Source organism: Arthrobacter sp. Y3221048, from assembly GCF_059092685.1.
Window position 1 is genome coordinate 80,334 of record NZ_JBNHHX010000007.1, and the last position, 20,373, is coordinate 100,706.

Below are 20,373 nucleotides of genomic sequence, written 5' to 3' on the forward strand. Positions count from 1 at the left end.
AATCCCTTGGAAATACTGGCTTCGCGGAATCGCGTATACCCCGCCCGCAAAAAAGCCCGGTGAAGGTACCCTGAACGCTACACTTTTCCATATGACGGCCCATATCGTCGGCTACGCCCGCGTCTCGACCAATGAACAGGACCTCACCGCCCAAAGAAACGGCCTTGCCGCACTGGGGGTACCCGAGGACAGGATCTACACCGACCACGGGCTCACCGGCACCAACCGGGATCGGCCCGGCTTACGTGAAGCCCTCGCAGCCGTCCGCGGCGGCGACACCTTGGTCATCACCAAACTCGACCGGCTCGCCCGATCCATGCCCGATGCCCGGGACATCGTCGAAGAACTCACAAAGAAGAAGGTGAAGCTGAGCATCGGCGGATCCGTGCACGATCCGACCGACCCAGTCGGCCGGCTGCTCTTCAACGTCCTGGCCATGGTCGCCGAGTTCGAATCCGACCTCATTCGCGCCCGTACCCGCGAAGGCATGCAGGTCGCCAAGGCCAAAGGACGGCTCCGCGGCAAACAGCCCAAACTCTCCAAAAGCCAGGAAGCCCACCTCGTCTCCCTATATAAGGGAGGGCAGCACACGACCGCCGAGATCGCCGAGCTTTTTAAGGTCGCCCGGTCCACGGTGTACCGCATCGTGCAGCGAACGCTGCACGCCTGATGCTCTATTAACCCTGCGCTACCGAGGGGGAAGCCGCTTTCGCTTCTCGACCCGATTGCCACCTTTCATGCATCGGCCGAGGACACATCCCTCTGCCTCCACTCGCATCGGCAAAAATGCACCAGTGCCGGCACTAGATTAACCCTGCAAAAATCTCGTTGCGGACCGATTTCGGAAGGGCTTCGCTTAATTTTTCTTGACGAAAAGTCAGCATTTCAGCCTCCTTGAACTTTTCTAGCGCGCGTACACTTTCCTCTTGCCGCCGCATGGCGGGTAGGTTGATTTTCATAGCCAATAGTCGAGCTTCTTTGAACCGGTTTCTGCTGCCCGGAGTACTTCCAGTGCATTGGTTTTCAACTTCGCGCCATATAGACGGTTGCCTAAACCACGCAGCGAGATACTTTGGATTGATTCGCGCCTCGTCTATCTCAAAACTAGGGAACTCATTTGAAGCATAAACGCTGCTTGTAGAGTTAGGAACGAGCCCAAACGATCCCTGCCAAGCAAATAGCCGACTGTATACGAAGTCTCCGGGAACAAGCTCCTGCAATCGTGATGCTTTTATGGGACCACTCTGCTTAATAAAGGCCCCTCGCCCGGCTTTACTCATTCCGAGAGTCGGATAGCTACCACCCTCGTCAAGAACGATCCACCTGACCCGCTGTTTCAGCAGCTCTCCAAGCTGGACCGGAGCTCCCGAGCGGTCGATGAGCGACTGAAGAAGGGGGCCCTCTAGGGCCCGCCTTTCTGCGGCCCGTTCAGTGAGACTCCGATGGGCATCAGAGACTTTGCGGACCCTTTCAACGATGCGACCCTGCACATCGATCTCCGGGAGCGGGATCTCGATCTTTTCGAATTGACTCGGCTGCAAGCGACGGCGGCGGACGTTGGTGCCTGTAGCTCCCGACTTTACTTGGGACATGAATTGTTCAGATTTTAGGAACTCACCGATGAAGGACGGCAGCGCGCGCGACGCGTCAATATCGAATAGACAGAACTCGGGCGAAACGTACCTGCCTGACAACTCCTGCGAGACGATGTCAAAGGCGCCTTCCCACGCCATCAGTTTCGGATAAACCACTTGTCCGGCGTTGCAAGAAAGAAGCTTTGCGTAAGAAGTCTCTGACCCCAACATTTCTCCAGCGTCGAAAGCACCCTTTCCAAAACTTTTGACACCTAAGAGGGGATAAACACCTTCATCTTCCACATCGGTACTATCCGTCCGACGCCACAATATTTCACCGAGTTTGACCTTAAGCAAAACCCTACCGTCCGTCCGTCAGAGCCTTGTGGAGCAGTTCAAGGGAACCAAGAACCTGCTTCTCTACGCTTATCAGCTCTTCCAAAAGTTCAGTCGGGGGTCGGTGTTCAAGGATGTCAGCAGCATTGGGATTATGAAGATCGAGATTGTAATTATCAGCAATGATGTCCTCAGCAGAAACCTGCCATGCTCGATCGTTCTCCACCCGGCCGTCACGGCTCTCGTCGCCCCACCATGCCGAGCACTCTGCGAATTCCTCAAAGCGCAATGGTTTCGTCTTGGTGTAGTTTTTGCGTCCTTCAGGCAGGGAATGCTCGTAGAACCACACATCCTTGGTGGGGCCGCCCGTCTCAAAAAAGAGTACGTTTGTGGGAATCGATGTATACGGCGCGAAAGTGCCGTTTGGCAGCCGAAGTACCGTATGAAGATTAAACTCCTTGAGTAGCTTCTCCTTGATCTTGGCCCCGACACCATCCGCGAACAGGACGCCATTCGGGATGATCACTCCGGCGCGACCCGTCCTGCTCTTGGATATCCGCTCCATGACAGAAATCAGGAACAGCCATGCCGTTTCCGAAGTCCTGAGCCCGGAAGCGAAGTTGTCTTTGATGTGGGACTCCTCTTCACCGCCGAAGGGTGGATTCGTTAGGACGACGTCTACGCCGTCACGCCGTTGCTCAGCCTGGGTGAACGCTAGGGCATTAGATCGGACAATCCGAGGTCCGTCGACCTCGTGCAGCAGCAGATTCATCTGGCCCAGCAGGTAGGGCATCGGCTTTTTCTCGAAGCCTCGCAGGCAGCCCTTCATGCTGGCACGCTTTTGCGCTGTGTCTGCCTTCGTGACCATATGGTCCCAGGCCTCAACGAGGAAACCGCCGGTTCCGACTGCAGGGTCCATGACGGATTCACCGGGCTTTGGATCAATCCGGTCCACTATGAAACGAATGAGGGGCCGGGGAGTGTAGAACTCGCCGGCGTCGCCGGCTGCATCCCGCATTTCACGTAGCATCGTTTCATAGAGGTGCGCCACTGTATGGATGTCGTCAGACGAGGCGAAGTTCACTTTGTCCACCTGATCTAGCAGGTCCGCCAGCAGGTTGCCGGACAGCATCCGGTTCCGTGTTTCCTTAAAAATCTCCCGAATGATTGTCCGGGAATCAGAGGCATCCCCGCCGGCGCCGACCTCGCGCAGGTGCGGAATCAACGTCCCCTCGACGAACTCGATGAGATCATTCCCAGTTCGACGGCCCGGGGTGTTCGCCGCCCAATCCTGCCACCGGTACGGCGGTTCAAGAATTGAGCGATAATCAGCGTCCGTCATAGCCCGGTTGACTTCAAGATCATCGAGGGCCTTTAGGAACAGCAACCAGGCGAACTGCGGAATGCGATCGACGTCGCCATTGAGACCTGCGTCTTTTCGCATGATATCCCTGCCACGCTTAATTACAGCGGTCAAGTCGGCTCGCTTTAATGTGGCTGTTGCCATAGTTACTTCGTTCCTCCTGTTTCGAAACCGATCAGACCCCTGGCCTCCCGGTGTATAAGGTAGGCAGCGTCGAATGCCTGCCTAAGGGTCTCCGGCCGCAGGCCCAACCCGTTGATGATTCTGATGAATTCATGTTCTAAGTGGCAGGTTCGTCGGGGCCCGGCCCCGGCTACGGGGCTGCAGGAACCATATCGGGCCAATCTTCGCCTCGATCAGCTGACGGGATACCTCTGGATCCCGAGCCCTCACTGTGCCTCTGCCAGTTCCGCCAGCACCCGTTCAATCCGCAGGGCGGTCGCCGGTGACCGCAACTCTGCAGCTATGCGAAGACTCTGGCGCGTAGTCCTCGAATCCTCTAGAGCATCACGTACTGCAACGGTCAACCGCTCTTGCGGTACGTCCTCATCGGCCAGGTCCACGAGGGTCCGCAGGACAGACGTTGCCCTGTATGCCCCGCATTCCTCCACATCCGTCTCAGACAGTTTCCCTACATGCAGCACGGCTCCCACAGGCCGAGCTTGAGTTGTATGGGGCAATGTCAGGTGAACAGGACCATTGTCGAAGCCTCCAATGCCGTGGATCTCCGCTGCCGTCTGATGGGAAAGCACCCCTTGGCCATTCGCCCAGACATGCCACCGAGCAAATACGTCGGTCGCATCCGAGGGCCAATCTGCGATCCGGAAAAGCCCCCGATCTACCCGGATCCAGTTGCCCCGGTCAACGTGATACTTCTGAGCTTGATGCGAATATCCCTCGCTCAATGCCTGGCCGGCGCTGAAGTAACCGGCCTGACGAAAGGCTAAGGCATTCAGCCTTCTCTTGAGGTCAATTCGATCGCCCATGAAACGAGCTTATCACAATGTAGAACTATATAATAACTTTAGTTTAAAATATAGTCTAGTTTTAAACTACAGTCAATTTCAAGCTAACTGGCATAAAGCCACTGTTGGACGTGCTTACGGGCGGCGTGCCATGCTTGGCTGCCGCCGAACGCTTGGGCGATGGTGGGCAGGTCGCCGATGTCAGCGACCGGGGGAACTTGGGCGATCTCGGGCAGGCTGATCTCATCGATACCTCGCTGGCCGTAGAGGTCCAATAGGGCGCCCAGGACTTGCCGGGCGGTATCGGACATACGTGACAGTTCCTCCGCGTGCTCCCTCTGAGCTCGGCTGGCGCGTTCTGCGCGAGTCAACTGAGGGACACCCCAGACGATCTGCAGCAGGTTATCCACGAGATCAATCCCATCCGCCGCAGTCAGCCCCAGTTCGTCCATAAGGAGGCGCTCGTCGATCCGGCCGTCCCGAAGGAACAGTCGGACGTTGGCCCGTGTCTCGGGGTCCGCCCACGCTTCCAGCAATGCGCGCGGCTCATCGAACCTGTCCAGCACCCGTTCCCGTACCCAGTCCACGACCTTGACCAGCCGCGGCTTTCCAGTCTCGAAGTCATAAACGAAGAAGCCCTCCTCACGTTTTTCGACCTCCACATCGCCAAGAAGAAAACGGGCGAGCCGGGGCGGCACCGGATCCTGCGGCAGCACAGCGCCGTCATTCCCTCTTACGTGCCCTGAACCTCCAGCCCCAAAGTCAAAGGTGGGGTCCGTCCCAGCATCTGTCTGGCCGTCCTCATCCGGCCTCTTCACATAAGATTCCGCAGGATTCCTGGTATCCGCGTCTATATCAACAATTACCGGATCTTTCAACGGCGGACCGTCAAAATCCCTATCGTGGAAGCGGCTAGTGGCTCCAACGTAATCGATAATCTGGAACTCAAATTTGTCCTTGTCCGGATAGAGCCGGGTCCCCCGGCCAATCATCTGCTTGAACTCTGGGACCGACCCGACCGGCCGGCAGATGACAACGTACTTAAGGTCCTGAATATCCACTCCGGTAGTCAGCAAGTAAGTACTGACCGCCACTTGGGGAGAATCGGATTCCGGGTCCGTGAACTCCTCAAGCAGCCGATCCTTCTCGCGCTCAACGGTCATGATTCGGGCGGCCCATTCCGGATTTTCCCGCGTCTTATCGGGGCGGAGATTGCGCAGTTCGCGCACCATGTCCGCTGCATGATCTGCGTCGACGCAGAAAACAACAGCGCGGTCCTGCGCATCTCCGAGTACCGCGGTGAGGTGTTCTGCCATCTTTCTGGTGCGGCTTGGCAGGCTGAGACGGCGTTCGAAATCCCTCGTCCCGTAGATTCCCTCCGGCATCAACTGACCCAGGTCATCCAATTGACCATCCAGCACCTCGATACCATCGGCGTCGGGACTGTACGTTACCCGGCGAATTGTATAGGGGGCGAGGAAGCCGTCCTCGATCCCCTGCCCCAGAGTGTAGGTGTACACGGGGTTGCCAAAGTAACCAAAAGTGTCGATCTCACCCTTCAGGATTGGAGTTGCCGTCAGGCCCAACTGATGAGCTGGGGCGAAATGCTCAAGGATGCCCCTCCACGACGATGATTCACGCGCACTACCGCGGTGACATTCATCCACAATGACCAGATCAAAGAAATCTGATGGATAGTTCAGCAGATTCGCTGCTTCTACGGCGTCCGAATCTGTGTCCCCCGAATCGGAAGATGTGACAGTATCGAGGGCCTGATAGGTGGCGAAGTAGATGTTCCGGGAAAACCGGACATCCTTGGTATTGATACGGGCAACGGAGTCCCCGAAGACCGGTCTGAACGTCTTGTTCATCGGGTCATTGACCAGCACCTTGCGGTCGGCCAGGTACAGCACACGGAAGGGTGCACCATCGCCTGCCGGGTGATTATTCCGCCGGTGGTAGTTCCACAGTTTCCACACCAACTGCATCGCAGTGAACGTCTTCCCGGTACCGGTAGCCATGACCACCAGATGCCGCTTCTGGCCGGCTGCCATGCGGGCAAGGACCTTATGGATGGCTAGACGCTGATAGTAACGAAGTTCTTTAGGCGAACCATCTACATTTTTGAGATCATCGCTGAAATTCGACAGCAGAAGTTCCTTGGCGCTCTCGTTGAGGCCTTGTGATTCACAGAAAAGGTCCCAGGCTTCCACGGGGCCAGGTATAGAGTCGATGTCCTGTTGGTGTCCGGTCACCATATTCAGGAGAGTCCAGCCGGTACCGTTTGTTGAGATCGCGAAGGGGACCTCAAGCCGTGCGGCGTAGCGAGCAGCCTGCTGGATGCCGTCGTCGGGACGGGCCCAGGCACGCTTGGCCTCAATTGCGATCAGCGGTTGGCCCGGTTCCAACTCGAGGACGTAGTCGCAGCGCCGTTTTGTGGTCTTGCCACTCAGTCGGTGAATGTTATCGCCGAGGACGGGGAATTGTTCGCGCAACTGCGTGGATAGCCACCCAGCCTGCTCAATAGCAGGCACCACATACTCACGGCAAGTATCTGCCTCGTTAAGCCCCCAAACCGTCATGCTGCCATGCTACATATTCTCTGATGCCAAGCTGGCCATGCTGATGACTGGGCCCACGTATTCTCTTGGCTGCAGCACCCGAACGAATGGCTGTATACGACGAACGAGCCCAGACTGCGCTGGAGACTCTGGGATTCCCGCTCTCGGCCGCGCGCGGCAGGTATGGGCGCTACATGGAATTGTTGGAGTTTCTGCGATCGACGGCTGACGCACATGGTCACATCTGGTCAGCGAGAGATGTAGATGTCGCGCTCTATTGGCTTGGCGGCCGAAAGCCCTAGTCATATTCATGCCGCATCGAAGGCAACAAAGAGTTAGCCGCAGTAGATTCCGCGATAGCCTCTCTGGGATTGAACCGATGCGTTTTGACGACGCCCTGGGAAAGGGATTACGCCCAAGCGGGGTCAGCGGCAGTTACAGTCTCGGCCAAGAGGACGGCAAAGTCAGCGCGGAGGCGGGGAAGGGCAGCATCTGCGTCATTGTCGAGGAGGTCTTCGAGAGTCCACGCTGCGAAGAAAGGCTGCCGGGGGAGCAGGATACCCACCCTGCGGATGCCTAGCGAATCGTCTAGGTCGAGGAGTGCGTAACCCAGCAGCTGGAACAATGTGTCCCTAATCCAAGGGTTAGTGATCTCTTCCCTCGTCTTCAGCTCCACGAGGGTGTCGCCGAGAGCCCAATCCGCGTCCGCCCCTCCCACTGCCACGCTTCCCAAGAAACTCGGGTTAGACACGTAGTCCACCCCACCCTCGATGGCACGGTTCCACTCTTCCAAAAGCGGTCCGACCGCGTCGCGCATGATTGCTATGTCGAACACCAGCGCATCGTCGATGCTCATCATGAGGTCGGCAGCGCTTTTCATTCGCTTGATTCGGCGCCCCAGGTCGCCTGAGAGCGCGTTTTTCGGTCCTGAACGCGCGATACTCTCACACCAGGCAAGGGGCACGGATGCGCGGGCGAGGCTCAGCGGGTGGCTGTCCCGTTCCTTCCAGGTGAGATAGGAGAGGCCTAATGCCGCCTGATCCAACAACCTGTGTATGTGCTTTCCCCTGTGTACGACGCTCAGGTCCGCCGCAAGGACGTCCAGGCCTCTCCGCGCCATAGTTTCCACGAAGTCGAAGCCGGGAAGTTCCATGCGGAGGCGATAGTCGAGAGCCATGCCCGCCATCGTGGCGTGGCTCTGGCGTTCTTCCACCTCTGTCGGAATGGGAAGCCGTGTTTCAAGCGCAGTCAGCTCGTCGAACCCGAATGATGTGGCGAGCAAGGCTCCCTGGCGCCCTCGTGTTCCGGCTAGCGCAAGCCGCGGGGCGCTTTCGTAGATGAATCGCCGAATCGGCGAGTCTTTGTCGGCGAGGTGCGTTGTGAGGGACATGGTGCGACCCTACCGCGCACGTCGGACACCCCTCCTAAAGGGTCGTTTTGAGCGAGGTGCCTTCAACTGCGTGGGCAACTAAAGATCGTCAAAGGCCGAAGCTGGTACAGAACGTCCCGCCCTGCCAAGCAGGTCCATCGGCGTTCCTTCAGACTTGCTGAAGGGTAACAGAGAACAGCCGGGCGGCATCAACTTGCTATTGTCATTTCATGTCGGGGGAAGAGACCCATGAAAAGGGTCGCGAAGGTGCGCGTCGCGCAAAGGAGTGGCTCGAATCAACCACTCGTGTAAATGCCTGTTGGGTGAACCCCGACAAATTTGCCGTCGATAAGCTGACCTTCCCATGGGCCGCCGGCAAAAGAAAACCATTCTCCTATGATCTCGGCGGCCTACTGCTTCGCGGTGACCTTGAAGGACGGGGGTTCTACGCCGAGGTCAAGAACTACACGAACGCCAGTAACAACCAAGGCGCGGAGTACGTCGAATACCTAGCCAAGTGCTACTGCGCATACCTGGACAGTCCCAAGTACTGCGACCACTTCATGTGGATAACGTGGCACCCCTTCAGCCTCAAGAAGTGGTCGGAACTCTGCTCCGCAGAGGAAGTCCGCGACGCAGTTCTCCTGCACCGCTTGAACACCTTGGGCATAGAAGACGAGGCCGAAGCCAAGGCCGCCATCAACATGGACATCTGTAGCGCGGTAGCCGAAAGGCTATGGATAATCGTCTTGTCAGAGCGGCAGGAGACACTAACCATCTCGGCCGAGCATCGGGGCCTCATCGAAAAGTTCGACACCGAGAGGGGGCGGAGATGACCCAAGTTCGATCAGTTGGCTTCGCGCAAGAGATCGTGAACGCGTTGGGTGTAAGGTCACCCCAAGACTCAATCAACGCCATCAAAAATGCAGTAATCAAGGAACTAGAAACTCTCGATCGTTCCGTGAGCATTAGAGACACTTCTTACTTCAATCACACCTACGCACCCGATCTGATTCTCAATTGGGACGCAACAACCGAGCGACCCGTTTACCTCAGATTCACAGACAATCTCCTTGAATTACGGGAAGGAATCTCACGACTCGATTTTGAGAACGCTTTCGTCTTCGGTCTTACTCGTCCCCAGGAAGATGCTGAAGGCTTTCCTCAACTGGAACAATCAGCTCAGGATCATCAGGCACTCATAACGGACGCCGACGGCATCGAAACCTTAATCAAGCAGCGAAGTGAAGATGCCGGTATCAACTTGCTTGGTCAAGCCTTGACCCGTGGCGGCCGTGGGCTCCTTGCCCAGCCGCAAGCAGAGGCTGTAGCGAAAACAGTATCTGAGGGGTTCAGCGCCGCCCTCGAAACGCAAAGCGTTCCGACGCGGATGGCAGTAGATGCTATTGCCCAATACCTCGATGATCCTCAGGCAGCGCGTATGACGCGAGTGCTGCAAGCCGTCTGGGAAGGAAGCGACGGGCGCCTGGAACAGTTCCCAGGTCCGACTGACCTCTCTCGAAGCCTTAACGACGACTCTCTGCAGTACATCCTCGATGTCGTTTCGGCAAGCGATAAAAACTTTTGGCGCCGAATCGGCAGATTCCTCACGACGTCGCAGCTGTCCCGCATGAGCCTGAACGCCTTAAACAGCGAGAGCTTTCAGAACCTGATAAACGCGAATTTGGATGTTATACCCTGCAGGGCGGCTGCCGTGGGTTCCGGCGCGGAAACCCTTTTTTCAGCGGACAGCGAGCCGTTCCTTTGGTCGATCCGCAACAAAGCTCTTGCCCTGGAAGGTCCTGATTTCACCGCTTTCGTCGCTGATCGGAAGGAACTTGTGGAGGGCAAGGTCGCTGCCAGCGACGTCGCTTCCACCGATGGCCTCGACGTGGAAACCCTCAGTAGACGAGCTGCAGAGTACGAACTCACCGAAGTCACGCTGAGGGATGGGGGCGCGACGGTGCAATTCACCTCCAATGAGGGCGTAGGGCATGACGAGCGCCTTGCCAAGCTCGCCGAGGGCCTATCCTCGAGCAGCACGGTAGTCAAGGCTGTCGTACCACTTCCCGAGGGCCAATTGGCTCTGAACTTCAAAACCAGTCTCGTCAATGCAAAAACGACCAGAACGCCGCTGCTGAAGGATGTACTCGCAGTTTCCATTCCACTGCTGCACGAGCTGCCTGAGGATCGAAGGCAAGCGCTGAAAGCATTCCTGCAAGTCGGAGATTCAGTCCCGACGGGCAACGTTGAAGACCTACTGGGCCTACTCGCTGAAACACTCGGCGACGATTGAACCAGTGTCAGACTCGATCAGTACCCATCCGGACCCGGATCTGGACAGAAGGCGGGCAGCTTGGCACGCCCACATCCCGCATCACACGCGTGTGGTGTTCATCGCTGAAGCACCACCCCCTGACGAACGCTACTTCTACTACCCCGAAAGCACCCGACATGATTACCTTTTTTTGGAACTGTTGCGGGTCCTTTACGCGGAGTTGAGAACCAACGGCACCGATTACATGCGGAGCAACAAGCCGGCCTTGCTGCAGCGCTTCGCCACCGACGGCTACCTGCTGATCGACGCCATCGAAGGACGGATCGCCCTCCGCAAACCGGCTCTCCGCAAACAGGCGATCAGCGCTAACCAAGAAGACCTGCTGAATAGGTTGCGCGTTGTGGGACGCAACGACTTTGTGGCCATACCGGTAAAAGCGACAGTCCAGGACGGGCTGAGCCAACTAACGAAGTTGCGGATCGGGTCGCGCTTCATCCAGGACCGGATACCATTCCCGAGCAACGGACAGCAGAAAAATTTCCGTCACAAGCTCAGCCGGGTCATGGAGACACTAGACCAAGACCGTGAGCCCTGAACGGTGTGTTAAAAGTTCACTGCGAGCCGCAGGCAATCAGGAGAGGATCGAGCAGCGCGCCGCGTAGATGCAGAAGGGTCGGCACTACGTGTGCCGACCCTTCCTGGGTTTCCCTCTGCAAAGGAAATTTCTGATTCAGCTTAGCTGAAAGTGGTTGTAGTGCTGCCGCGGTGCCGGGTACGGGGTACCTCGTTGTTCTTGGTCCCGCGGCTGGGCGGTTGGTCGGTCGTGTTGTCGCGGTGAATGGCGGTCCGCCGCTGGTGAGTGGCTGTTGTGGATCGCCCTGGCGGCGGACCGCCCCACTTCTGGGAGGTTTTTGGACGGCGTGTGGGGGTTGGTGCCTTGCCGGGCGGTTCTCGTGGCCGCCCGGCAAGGTTTGTTTTAGGCGCCTTCGGTGGTCATCTCTTTGCCGCTGTCGATGATGATCTGCTCGTTCTCGGAGGCGGTGTAGCCCCAGGTGACCAGCTGGTTGAGGTAGTCGCGGTGGCTTTGGTGCGGTGAGCGCCATGAGTCCTTGGCGATGGTCTTTTCGTATCCTGCGCAGATCAGTGCGATCAGGGAGAACTCGGGCCGGGCGGTGGTGTTGGCGACGTGGTCGCGGAGCGGGTTCCAGCCCCAGCGTCCGTTCTTGTCTTCGGTTTTGGCTCCGATCATGTCTGCGGCGACTTCGCCCTGGTAGCCGCTGGCGGTCTCGGGGTGGTGGGTGATGGCGTGAACGGTGAAGTACTGCCAGCCCTTGGGTGCCTGCTTCCGGGCCAGCAGGTTCTTCACAAACTCCCGGCGGACGACAGTCGCGGATTCCATGGCCTTGTTGTTGGCGATCAGAATCTTGCGTTCTGCTTTCTGTTCCTCGGTCATGGGGCCGGACTGTGCCTGGCGGCCGCCGTCGTAGCGTTCGTGGCGCGGGGTGAAGCCGAGTTCCTTCCACCCGCTGATGACTGGTTTGGCGGAGTGGTTGCCTTGCCAGTCGCGCTGGATGATGTAGGCGTTGGCGTCGTCCTCGGTGGCCGGTTCACCGTCGGCCCGGTTCGCGGCCGAGACGTACAGGGCGTCTTCGTCGGCGTAGTGGCCAGCGTCCTCGACGATGGTCTTGCCCTGGCCTTCGAGTTCGGCTATCAGCGCGGCACGGGCGGCGGCGATGTCCCGCTTGTCCCGCAGGCGCTGGGTGACGTGCAGGAGCATGTCGGGTTCGTCGGCGAGGACTGATTCCAGTTCCTCGGTCGCGTCGGGGTCGTCTTCAAATTCAGCCAGAATCAGGGCTTCTTCGATGGTGCATCCCCTGCCCAGGGCGGCGTCCCCGGCGGTGGTGGACTTGGCTTTCAGCGCGTCCTCAACGTTGATCTTGGTCCGCCCCGTTTTCTTGGCGATCTGCGCCGCTGACACCCCGATCAGGGAGAGCTGGTGGTAGGCCTCGGCCTCGTCGGCCTCGGTCAACGCGGAGCGTTGAATGTTCTCCACCACCTGTGTGACGATGCGTTCTGCTTCCTCGGGGCTTTCGGTGACCATGACGGGGATCTCGGGTCGTTCGGCCTCGACGGCGGCGCGGGTGCGGCGCTGTCCCATCAAAACGTGCACGGTGCCGTCGTCCTTGCGGTGTGCGATCACGGGCTCGAGTACGCCGTGTTCTTTGATGCTGGCCACGAAGGCGGGGGTGAGCGCGGCGTCCTTGCGGACGTTGATGTCGATGGTCAGGGTCTTGGGGTTGAGCATTTCCAGCGTGGGTGTGGTGTTCATGGTGTTGCTCCTTTTGCAGAGGATTTTGGTGGGTGGGGCGGCCAGTGGTGACCGGCCAGCTTCCCCTCTCCCCCGGTTGTTTTTTGGCTGCTGGCGGAGCTTGCGGAGCTGTGCCCGACGGAGGCCCGTCTACCCGAAGGGCAAAGGGTGGGAAATTCCTGGAGGAAATAAGCGAGGCACGAGCGCCGGAAGGACATTCACGCCCTGCAGGCCCCGACGAAGGAGGGGCTAGACGGGGTGGAGCGGGCACGTACGATCCGAAGGACAGCAGCCAAAAACGTCGTAGACACACCAGGTTCAGGGACGGCGGAGCTCTGCGGAGCCGGCACTGAACCCAACAGCCGGCCGCGCCAGCGGACGCCCGAATCAGTGCGAGCCCTCGAGCACCCTCTTTGTCCAGCAGCGTGTTGGACTTTTCCCGTGATGGCCAGGGCCCCGGGGCGGGTCCGGGGCGGCAAGGTGATGAGCGTCGGACTTTTCGGGATTGGCGGGCCGCCGCCGGGGACCATGGCGGCAGCTGCACCGTGCGGCGGCCCGCCCGAACTTTCGCCGGGACGGGCTGGTGGCCGGAGCTGAGCGGTCCGGCCACCATAGGTGCTGGTTAGGCGGCGTGGACGGTGTAGGGCATCCGGTACCGGCTGGGCAGTTCCGCGGCGGCTTCGGGCAGGTCGGCCGGGCCGTGGGCCTGCCCGTTCTTCCAGTGGAAGAATGCCTGCTCGGTGATGGCGTCCCACTGCCGGGCCTTGGTCCGGTAGTAGGTGGTTTCCACGTCGCCCTCGCAGTAGGTGGCGATGCCGAACAGGTTGCCGATGGAATCGGCGGTGCGGATGGCAGCGACCATGACGTAGGGCCACTGGCCAAGGTCCCAGCCCTCGCTCCCCCAGCTGGGAATCACGGTCCAGCCGTGTTCGGCGATGAGGTCCATCCACTCGTACCCGCCGTCGGCGTGGTAATCGCGCAGAACCGGGGCGTCGGTGATGACCTCGCCGGTATCGGCGGTGGTTACCGTCTCGGTGGTGATGGCGTTCATGGTGCTACTCCTTTTGCAGAGGAATGTGGTGGGTGGGGCGACCAATGGTGACCGGCCAGCTTCCCCTCTCCCCCGTTGTTTTTTGGTTGCTGGCAAGCTTGCTTGCTCGGCGGCCGACGGAAGCCCGTCTACCCGGAGGGCAAGGCCGGGAAAATCCCCGGAGGAAATAAGCGAGGAACGAGCGCCGGAGAGGAATTTCCGGGGCGCAGGCCCCGACGAAGGAGGGGCTAGACGGGGTGGAGCGGACGCCTAGAATCCGTAGGACAGCAACCAGAAAACGTCGTAGACACAACAGGGTCAGGGGTGGCGGAGCTCTGCGGAGCCGGCACTGGACCCAACAGCCGGCCGCGCCAGCGGACGCCCACCAGGTTTAGCGCAGCGAAACCCCCAGCGCGCCCCGCGCGCTGCTTCTGCGTAGGAGTAACGCATGAATGACTCGGCCCTGCATGATGGTGGGCGCCCGGGCCGCGCGCAACGCGCCCCTGGGTGGGATTCTCTGCGGGTTTACCAGGTCCTGGCCGTGGTGTTCACGGTCGCTGCCGGCGGGGCGCTGGCGTTGGTGATCCTGGATCTCTTCATCCGCCGGCCGATCACCGGCGACCTCTTCATCCTCACACTGAACAGCCTCGCGGCGGCCGTTTTCTGGCGGCATGCCCAGGCAAGATCCCGGGCATGAAGAAGGCCGGCACCTTGCGGTGCCGGCCTTCTCGTTTTCCCTTGGGCAAAGGAAATCTGTGGGGCAGCGTCTCGCTGCCAGTTCGTTAGAAGTTGTGGTGCTCCTGGGCCCATTCGGTATCAACCGGGCCGGTGGTTTCGCCGGCGGTGAGCAAGCTGAGCTCGATGACGTCCTCGGCGATGCTGGGATCTGCGGGTCGTTCGTCGTCGGTACGGGTGTTCTCGGTGCTCATGCTCGCGGTCCCATGGTCGATGCAGTGTTCGTTTCTCCACTGTATCGGGGGTTTCTGCCCGTTGAGTGGGTTTGGTAGCTGCGCCCGCGCGAGCGTATGGCGGCCGGAGGAGCGCCAGCGGGGGAGGCCGCCCCGCCACCGAAAAAAGCCGGCCCGGGTCCTGTGAGCCCCGGGCCGGCCTGTTCCTGCCTAGATCATGCGGCGCTTGTATGCGGTTTCGACGTTCCGTGCGACCTCGGCAATTGAGCCGCGGTTGATGAGTTCCTGCATGAGGACCGCGAGCCTGAAGCCGGGCACGTCGTTGGCGGCGTGCTTGAGGTAGCGGGTGGCGCCGGTGGCGTTGCCTTTGAGCCATTCCAGCCAGCCCATCAGGGTCAGCATGGGTGCGCGCTGGCCGGTGGGGACTACTTTCATCAGTTCGAAGGCCATGGCTTCGGCGCGGTCGATGCGGTCCCAGTCGGGGCGGCCGGTGAACTTGCCGAGCATCACGTCGGCGAAGCTGCCGTTGTGGGTGGTGATGGTCTCCCGGAACATGAAGTCCCGGATGAACTTGTTCTGGAACGCGGCCGCGAGGTCCCGGGCGCTTTGCCCGTCCGGGGTCGCCGAACCGTCCAGCAGCACCGCCCACGCCGCGCAGGCCGCATCAGTCTGGGCTTCCGTGCCCTCGGGCGCTTCGACGCGCAGCGCCCAGGTTCCCAGCAAAGCCGGGTTGTAGACGTCGACGTCGGTGGCGCTGCCCATGTAGGTCAGGGCTGCGTTGGCTTGGCTGTCGGTGATCTCATCCAGCGGGTTGTGTTCGTCGGTGCCCAATTCGGCCCAGTGGGTGGAGGTGACAAGCCAGACGTTCCGCACGGGCATCCGGGCCGCTGCGAGTTCGTTGACCAGGGCCGCGACGTGGGCGGCGTAGGGGTAGCCCTCCGGGTCTTCGTCGGTGTAGACGATGACGTAGGACGCGGTAGCTTCCTCGTCGTTGGCCGCGTGGCTGGTCAAGGTCTGCGCGTAGGGCACCGGTTCGGCGTGCTCCGGGGCGTCCACCCGCAGGGTCGCGCCCAGGGCGCCTGCCCGGGCGGTGAGGACGACGAACGACTCTGTGGGCTTGCTGCCCAGCAGGTGCGGGACGGTGGCGAGCAGGTCGGCGGGTCCGGTGAGGTTCAGTTTCTCGTTCATGGTGTTGCTCCTTTTTGCCCAAGGATTTCGGTCGGTGGGGCGGCCAAGGTGACCGGCCAGCGTCCCCTCTCCCCCGTTGTTTTTTGGCTGCTGGCGGAGCTTGCGGAGCTGTGCCCGACGGAGGCCTGTCTACCCGCAGGGCAAGGGGCGGGAAATTCCCAGAGGAAATAAGCGACGAAGGAGCGCCGCAGGGACATTTCCTGCACCGCAGGCCCCGACGAAGGAGGGGCTAGACGGGCTGGAGCGGGCACGTACGATCCGAAGGACAGCAGCCAAAAAACGTCGAAGACGTGGAAAAGGGCCAGGGATCCCGGAGCTCTGCGACGGAAGCCCTGGACCCAACAGCCGGCCGCGCCAGCGGACGCCCACCAGGGCGTAGCGCAGCGAAGACCCAGGGCTTTTAGGGGCCCGGGTTATGCCCATTGGCGGGCAGGTGGAGCCCTCCGCACAGCTCAAAGCTGTCCCCACTGGGTATAACCCGGGTCCTCGAAACGGCTATCTACGGCATTCTTTCTCCCGCGGGATGGGTCACCGATGCCGGATCCAGCTCCGGTCGGGCCCTCATGAAGCGTACGGCGTGCCGGAAGGATGTACCGGACATCGCGGTGTCGGCCGAGACTTCGACGACGAGCGGTTCCACCAGGGTCAGCTCGGTTTCGCCGGCGTCCGCCTTGAACCGGTCCAGCACCGTGGATTTCACCCGGTGCGGCCAGGGATGTTCCGGGCCCGCTGCCTGAAGCTGCGATCCCAGGAGTTTCGCGGCGGCGGCCTTCAACGGCGCCGAGCGTCCGACGATGCGCAGCTTTCCGTCGACGGGCAGCCCGACGACGATCGACTGCGGCCTGGCGATTGGACCGATCACCGCTGCGCAGACAACGTCTGCTGAGTGGCGGCTCTTGATTTTCTGCCACTGCCGCTGGCCGCCCTCATACGGTTGGCCTGCATCTTTGATCATGAGCCCTTCCAGGCCCAGGGCGGGCAGTTCCTCGAACCATGTCGCGGCTGTTTCCGGGTCACTGGTTCCGGGGCACAGTTCGAGGCCGCCAACCCAGTCTTTCGCGAGCTCTTCGAGCAGCCGCCGTCGGACCCGGAACACCTCGCCCCGGAGGTCGTGTCCTGCGATAGCGAGCAGGTCGAAGGCGACGAAGTGGGCCGGCACCTTACGCACCAACGTGGGGAGAGCCTTCGCCGAGGTGACGAGCCGCTGTTGCAACGCAGTGAAGTCCAGCCGGTCCTCGGACCAGATCACGACTTCGCCATCAAGAAGGCAGCCGGGAGGCAGCAGCTCGGCTGCCGCGTTGATCAGGTCCGGGAAGTACCGGGAAAGGTCCTTGCCCTGCCGGGACCAGATGGAAGTCTCATCCCCGTCGCGGCTGACGACCGCACGATACCCGTCCCATTTCGGTTCGTACCAGGCTCCCCCGGGCAGCGCGCCGGGACCCGGCAGCTTTTCCACCGCTCGGGCCAACGCCACCTTCACCGGCAGACTCAGACCCACCGGCAGCCCGGCATCCATGACCCCACGATACAAGGCACACCTTGGACTCACTGGGCGGGGCAAGACGCTGGAATCTTTGGTTCGGGCGCTTCGCTTAATTCGAACATGTGTTCTATTTTTAAGGGATGGATCGGGACGCGCTGGCGAAGCTGGCGGCCGGTTACACCAGGCGGGCCGAGCCGGTGTCGCTGACCCCGGAGGAACTGGACCTCGAGCACTGCAAGGTGACCCGTGTGGTGCCGGGTGTTCCGGTGTGGGCGTGGATCCGGTTCCCGGGTTCGGCTGAGCTGGTCGCCGGTGAGGCGTTCGGCTGGACGTCCCGGGCGGTACAGGTCACTTGGGCGGACGCAGTGGTCCGGCGGGTGACCTGGGTGTGGGCGTCCGCGGTGCGGCGGCGGAACGATCAGGTACGGAGCACGGCTTTGGGAGACAGGATGGGACAGGCCAATGACAGCGGTACAGGAACAACCAGGCCAGAGAAGGCTCAATGAGCCGGTCGACATCCGGTTCACACCCCAGGGTGTGCCGCTGGCGGTGCGCTGGCGGGGCCGGCTCTGGCCGGTAGCGGCCGAGCCGCTGCGCTGGTTCACCCGGTGGAACTGGTGGGAATCAAACCTGCCGGCCGGGCGCGGGCGGGGCAACATTGTCGACATTGAATTCTGGCGCCTGCAGGTACGGGCGACCTCAACCTCTCCGCTGCGCACCCTGGAAGTCCGCAAACACCCGGGATGGGAAGGCTGGCATCTCGTCCACGTCTCCGACGAAACCTAAGACGCAAAGAATGAACAGGCCTTTTGTTTCTCTCATCGGCAAGAGGTTCCTGGTACCAGTCCTGTCGTCTCGTGGCCGGTAACTCGGTCTTGTCTGTGATGATGTGCGCTAGATCGCTACGCGCTTCTCCACTCGGCCAGCCGGCTCAGGCAGTGTCTAGGCGTGCTCGTCGACTCCGGTAAAGCTCCGTCTTGTGCAAGCCGGTGTGCGCACACGGATAGGGGAAGCGGCCAGGAGGGGGCCGCTTCCCCTAGGTCCTGAATTGGTTGCGGACTTCCTAGCCGTCGCCGGGCTTGCGCGGGTTCAGCCCGAGGCTCGCAGCTAACTCTTCTTCCGTCGTCCCTTTGAGGTCATCGGTTCTGGCGAGAAGGAGATCTATAGCCAGCCGGAGAAGAGTGTTGTCCGTAATTCGCTCCCCCGTTGTTGTCCCATCGGGAAGGCGGCGGGCCGTGTTCAGCCGTCGAGTCAACAAAGTTAGTTCGTCCGCTTGTTCGGCGTACACGCGAGCTTCACGACGTTTTAGTTTCAGATACTTCGGAACTCTGTTAGTCACAGGCTCTGGCGTTCCAGTTACGGACTCGGCAGCGACGGTCGCCGATTGCATCGGCGCGACTTCTTCGGGCGCGGGTTTTGGGGCTACCGGCTCCGTCCTGTTAGATCGAATGAGTTGCCTTACTTCGCTCTTTGGAGCCGCTGCCTTAGGTGTCAGACCGCTAAGAGTCCGGCGCATGGGTGCACTCAATGGGTGGCCTCCCCTGCCGCAGCTGGGGCTTCTGAAGTTGCTACACCTTCATTGGCAGTGATCCGGGCGACGATCTCTTCTCCCAGAGCTTGGAAATCTTCGGCAACACCGACAGCACTTTTTGATCTGGGGCCGTCGTGCTGAACGTTGTTACGGCGCAACTCCCACCATTTTGGTGCAGACAGAACCGCTTCTTCCAGTTCGAAAGCCAGCAGCCCTCTTTCACGGCTCTCTTGCGCTGCTGCCTCTGCATGTCTAATTGACGTCGTGAAAATCGGTGCCCCCTCCCCCAGGTCGTTTAGCACAGCTTCTCGAGCAGCCTCGGAAACTCGCTTGGCTGAGCGATTGACACCGAACAGCACGACACCAAGAAGGTCAATATCCGGATTGATCTCTACGACCGCGTCCAGCCGGCGTGCGACATCTCTGAGTCCCTTGCGCGAAGAAGCATCAGTCTTCACTGGGATCAATGCCCAGCGGGCCGCCGCTAATGCCGCTTGCTGAAGCGTCTCTTGGCCCGGCGGACAGTCGATAAAGATCAAGTCGTAGTCAGCTGCTACTGGTCCGAGGGCTGCAGCCAATGCGGCCTTGGCACCTTGGGGATCCTTTTGCGCCTTCATGGTGAGACCGGCCGCTGCCATATCTAGATGCGAACCACCGACTAACACGTCGAGATTCTCCCTGATTCCCACGACGGGTTGGAGTGCGCTACCGAATGCCAGTGTCTGGGCAAGCCCCAGCCCGTCATCGTTGACCTCACTCGCGGTGTAGCCCAGCTCCTCGGCCAAATTGCCCTGGGGATCCATATCCACCAACAAGACTCTGTAGCCGCTCGCGGCAAGCATGCCCCCAATGTTGGCGGTGATCGTTGTCTTTCCTACACCCCCTTTGCCGTTAACGACGGCAACCACTCGCTCCAGTCCCTGTGTCATATGATCTCCCTTCACTCTTTGACCATCTTCGCGCCCGACCTAACACAATCTCGGGAGGCGCGCCGTGACTCTGTAAGTACGTGACTACAGGACTCTGTAAGTTCCGGACTCCGCTTCTACCTGTCCTGCGAGGATCTGCCACTCCACAAGGGCAGTTTGGCCGCATGTCCGGACCACATAGTCCAAGAAAGTTCGAGACCGGCGTTTTTCCAGGTTGTCAGCCTCGGGACGAGAACAGGGAATTTGCACCTGCTGCACCTGCCAGATACCTGTTACTCCGCGAGTAACAGACTCTGTCAGTCACACGCGTCACTCTAAGGACCTGGTGGCTTCCGCTCCACAGGGGAAACGCGCGTACGGCCGGACTAACAGAGTTGCAGAGAAACGCAGTTTCCCCCGCGTGTCAGCCTCGCGGCGAGAATCCAGTCCGCTGCCCTGTTACTCCGTGAGTAACAGACTCCGTCAGTCCCGGACTCACACGCGGCATTCTAAGGACCTGGTGGCTTCCGCTCCACAGGGGAAACGCGCGTACGGCCGGACTAACAGAGTT

General features: G+C 60.3%; 19 protein-coding genes. 7 read left to right on the forward strand and 12 right to left on the reverse strand.

All coding sequences use genetic code 11. From position 1 onward, the window contains the following. Positions 1-91: 91 nt before the first annotated feature. Positions 92-670, forward strand: a complete 579-nt coding sequence (locus AC5RVS_RS17350; protein WP_494109069.1) for a recombinase family protein — start codon at positions 92-94, stop codon at positions 668-670. Between the two features lie 133 nt (positions 671-803). Here the strand turns inward: AC5RVS_RS17350 and AC5RVS_RS17355 are convergent, their stop codons facing one another. The 5 genes from AC5RVS_RS17355 to AC5RVS_RS17375 form a co-directional block, all read right to left on the reverse strand. After that, positions 804-1,931, reverse strand: a complete 1,128-nt coding sequence (locus AC5RVS_RS17355; RefSeq protein ID WP_494109070.1) for a hypothetical protein — start codon at positions 1,929-1,931, stop codon at positions 804-806. Between the two features lie 4 nt (positions 1,932-1,935). Next, positions 1,936-3,417 (reverse strand): class I SAM-dependent DNA methyltransferase, encoded by a 1,482-nt coding sequence (locus AC5RVS_RS17360; RefSeq protein ID WP_494109071.1) that lies wholly within the window; start codon positions 3,415-3,417, stop codon positions 1,936-1,938. Between the two features lie 245 nt (positions 3,418-3,662). Next, complete coding sequence (locus AC5RVS_RS17365) at positions 3,663-4,259, reverse strand: type IV toxin-antitoxin system AbiEi family antitoxin domain-containing protein (protein ID WP_494109072.1); 597 nt, start codon at positions 4,257-4,259, stop codon at positions 3,663-3,665. Between the two features lie 83 nt (positions 4,260-4,342). Beyond that, positions 4,343-6,820: an EcoAI/FtnUII family type I restriction enzme subunit R gene (gene hsdR / locus AC5RVS_RS17370; RefSeq protein ID WP_494109073.1), complete on the reverse strand. Its 2,478-nt coding sequence runs from the start codon at positions 6,818-6,820 to the stop codon at positions 4,343-4,345. Positions 6,821-7,208: 388 nt separating this feature from the next. Beyond that, a complete protein-coding gene (locus AC5RVS_RS17375) occupies positions 7,209-8,189 on the reverse strand; it encodes a hypothetical protein (RefSeq protein WP_494109074.1) in 981 nt (326 codons plus the stop codon). Between the two features lie 302 nt (positions 8,190-8,491). Here AC5RVS_RS17375 and AC5RVS_RS17380 point away from each other — a divergent pair, with 302 nt between their 5' ends. Genes AC5RVS_RS17380 through AC5RVS_RS17390 form a run of 3 tightly spaced genes read left to right on the forward strand, consistent with a single transcriptional unit; the run spans position 8,492 to position 11,041 of the window. Next, positions 8,492-9,004: a hypothetical protein gene (locus AC5RVS_RS17380; RefSeq protein ID WP_494109075.1), complete on the forward strand. Its 513-nt coding sequence runs from the start codon at positions 8,492-8,494 to the stop codon at positions 9,002-9,004. Further along, the gene (locus AC5RVS_RS17385; protein WP_494109076.1) at positions 9,001-10,464 is read left to right on the forward strand and encodes a hypothetical protein; all 1,464 of its coding nucleotides are present in this window, start codon (positions 9,001-9,003) and stop codon (positions 10,462-10,464) included. Before AC5RVS_RS17380 ends, AC5RVS_RS17385 begins: the two co-directional genes overlap by 4 nt. Before the next feature lie 4 nt (positions 10,465-10,468). Then, on the forward strand, positions 10,469-11,041 hold the full coding sequence (locus AC5RVS_RS17390; protein ID WP_494109077.1) for a hypothetical protein: 573 nt from the start codon (positions 10,469-10,471) through the stop codon (positions 11,039-11,041). Between the two features lie 381 nt (positions 11,042-11,422). Here AC5RVS_RS17390 and AC5RVS_RS17395 read toward each other — a convergent pair whose 3' ends face one another. Next, positions 11,423-12,775 carry a ParB/RepB/Spo0J family partition protein gene (locus AC5RVS_RS17395; protein ID WP_494109078.1) on the reverse strand — a complete coding sequence of 451 codons (1,353 nt, stop codon included), beginning with the start codon at positions 12,773-12,775 and terminating at the stop codon, positions 11,423-11,425. 601 nt (positions 12,776-13,376) lie between these two features. Further along, positions 13,377-13,805: a hypothetical protein gene (locus AC5RVS_RS17400; RefSeq protein ID WP_494109079.1), complete on the reverse strand. Its 429-nt coding sequence runs from the start codon at positions 13,803-13,805 to the stop codon at positions 13,377-13,379. Positions 13,806-14,232: 427 nt separating this feature from the next. Here AC5RVS_RS17400 and AC5RVS_RS17405 point away from each other — a divergent pair, with 427 nt between their 5' ends. Continuing rightward, on the forward strand, positions 14,233-14,481 hold the full coding sequence (locus tag AC5RVS_RS17405) for a hypothetical protein (protein WP_494109080.1): 249 nt from the start codon (positions 14,233-14,235) through the stop codon (positions 14,479-14,481). A gap of 85 nt (positions 14,482-14,566) precedes the next feature. Here AC5RVS_RS17405 and AC5RVS_RS17410 read toward each other — a convergent pair whose 3' ends face one another. The 3 genes from AC5RVS_RS17410 to AC5RVS_RS17420 all read right to left on the reverse strand — a co-directional run bounded on the left by AC5RVS_RS17410 (position 14,567) and on the right by AC5RVS_RS17420 (position 17,396). Next, a complete protein-coding gene (locus AC5RVS_RS17410; RefSeq protein ID WP_169304042.1) occupies positions 14,567-14,713 on the reverse strand; it encodes a hypothetical protein in 147 nt (48 codons plus the stop codon). A 189-nt stretch (positions 14,714-14,902) separates the two neighbouring features. Next, positions 14,903-15,880 carry a DUF4192 family protein gene (locus AC5RVS_RS17415; RefSeq protein ID WP_494109081.1) on the reverse strand — a complete coding sequence of 326 codons (978 nt, stop codon included), beginning with the start codon at positions 15,878-15,880 and terminating at the stop codon, positions 14,903-14,905. Between the two features lie 499 nt (positions 15,881-16,379). Continuing rightward, entirely contained in the window at positions 16,380-17,396 is a 1,017-nt protein-coding gene (locus AC5RVS_RS17420) for an ATP-dependent DNA ligase (RefSeq protein ID WP_494109082.1), read from the reverse strand. Between the two features lie 107 nt (positions 17,397-17,503). Between AC5RVS_RS17420 and AC5RVS_RS17425 the strand changes: the two genes are divergently transcribed. Both AC5RVS_RS17425 and AC5RVS_RS17430 read left to right on the forward strand, forming a co-directional pair. After that, complete coding sequence (locus AC5RVS_RS17425) at positions 17,504-17,869, forward strand: hypothetical protein (protein ID WP_494109083.1); 366 nt, start codon at positions 17,504-17,506, stop codon at positions 17,867-17,869. Next, on the forward strand, positions 17,826-18,149 hold the full coding sequence (locus AC5RVS_RS17430; RefSeq protein ID WP_494109084.1) for a hypothetical protein: 324 nt from the start codon (positions 17,826-17,828) through the stop codon (positions 18,147-18,149). Before AC5RVS_RS17425 ends, AC5RVS_RS17430 begins: the two co-directional genes overlap by 44 nt. Before the next feature lie 277 nt (positions 18,150-18,426). On the opposite strand, the gene AC5RVS_RS17435 is transcribed toward AC5RVS_RS17430, so the two are convergent. Both AC5RVS_RS17435 and AC5RVS_RS17440 read right to left on the reverse strand, forming a co-directional pair. Then, positions 18,427-18,753 carry an SH3 domain-containing protein gene (locus tag AC5RVS_RS17435; RefSeq protein WP_494109085.1) on the reverse strand — a complete coding sequence of 109 codons (327 nt, stop codon included), beginning with the start codon at positions 18,751-18,753 and terminating at the stop codon, positions 18,427-18,429. Positions 18,754-18,887: 134 nt separating this feature from the next. Next, the gene (locus AC5RVS_RS17440) at positions 18,888-19,823 is read right to left on the reverse strand and encodes a ParA family protein (RefSeq protein WP_494109086.1); all 936 of its coding nucleotides are present in this window, start codon (positions 19,821-19,823) and stop codon (positions 18,888-18,890) included. Between the last annotated feature and the right edge of the window lie 550 nt (positions 19,824-20,373).

Bases quoted from the DNA above. Each gene is read 5' to 3' on its own strand.
- AC5RVS_RS17350 (WP_494109069.1), top strand. From the start codon at position 92: ATGACGGCCCATATCGTCGGCTACGCCCGCGTCTCGACCAATGAACAG.
- AC5RVS_RS17360 (WP_494109071.1), bottom strand. From the start codon at position 3,417: ATGGCAACAGCCACATTAAAGCGAGCCGACTTGACCGCTGTAATTAAG.
- AC5RVS_RS17365 (WP_494109072.1), bottom strand. From the start codon at position 4,259: ATGGGCGATCGAATTGACCTCAAGAGAAGGCTGAATGCCTTAGCCTTT.
- hsdR (WP_494109073.1), bottom strand. From the start codon at position 6,820: ATGACGGTTTGGGGGCTTAACGAGGCAGATACTTGCCGTGAGTATGTG.
- AC5RVS_RS17375 (WP_494109074.1), bottom strand. From the start codon at position 8,189: ATGTCCCTCACAACGCACCTCGCCGACAAAGACTCGCCGATTCGGCGA.
- AC5RVS_RS17385 (WP_494109076.1), top strand. From the start codon at position 9,001: ATGACCCAAGTTCGATCAGTTGGCTTCGCGCAAGAGATCGTGAACGCG.
- AC5RVS_RS17395 (WP_494109078.1), bottom strand. From the start codon at position 12,775: ATGAACACCACACCCACGCTGGAAATGCTCAACCCCAAGACCCTGACC.
- AC5RVS_RS17400 (WP_494109079.1), bottom strand. From the start codon at position 13,805: ATGAACGCCATCACCACCGAGACGGTAACCACCGCCGATACCGGCGAG.
- AC5RVS_RS17405 (WP_494109080.1), top strand. From the start codon at position 14,233: ATGAATGACTCGGCCCTGCATGATGGTGGGCGCCCGGGCCGCGCGCAA.
- AC5RVS_RS17410 (WP_169304042.1), bottom strand. From the start codon at position 14,713: ATGAGCACCGAGAACACCCGTACCGACGACGAACGACCCGCAGATCCC.
- AC5RVS_RS17415 (WP_494109081.1), bottom strand. From the start codon at position 15,880: ATGAACGAGAAACTGAACCTCACCGGACCCGCCGACCTGCTCGCCACC.
- AC5RVS_RS17420 (WP_494109082.1), bottom strand. From the start codon at position 17,396: ATGGATGCCGGGCTGCCGGTGGGTCTGAGTCTGCCGGTGAAGGTGGCG.
- AC5RVS_RS17425 (WP_494109083.1), top strand. From the start codon at position 17,504: ATGGATCGGGACGCGCTGGCGAAGCTGGCGGCCGGTTACACCAGGCGG.
- AC5RVS_RS17430 (WP_494109084.1), top strand. From the start codon at position 17,826: ATGACAGCGGTACAGGAACAACCAGGCCAGAGAAGGCTCAATGAGCCG.
- AC5RVS_RS17435 (WP_494109085.1), bottom strand. From the start codon at position 18,753: ATGCAATCGGCGACCGTCGCTGCCGAGTCCGTAACTGGAACGCCAGAG.
- AC5RVS_RS17440 (WP_494109086.1), bottom strand. From the start codon at position 19,823: ATGACACAGGGACTGGAGCGAGTGGTTGCCGTCGTTAACGGCAAAGGG.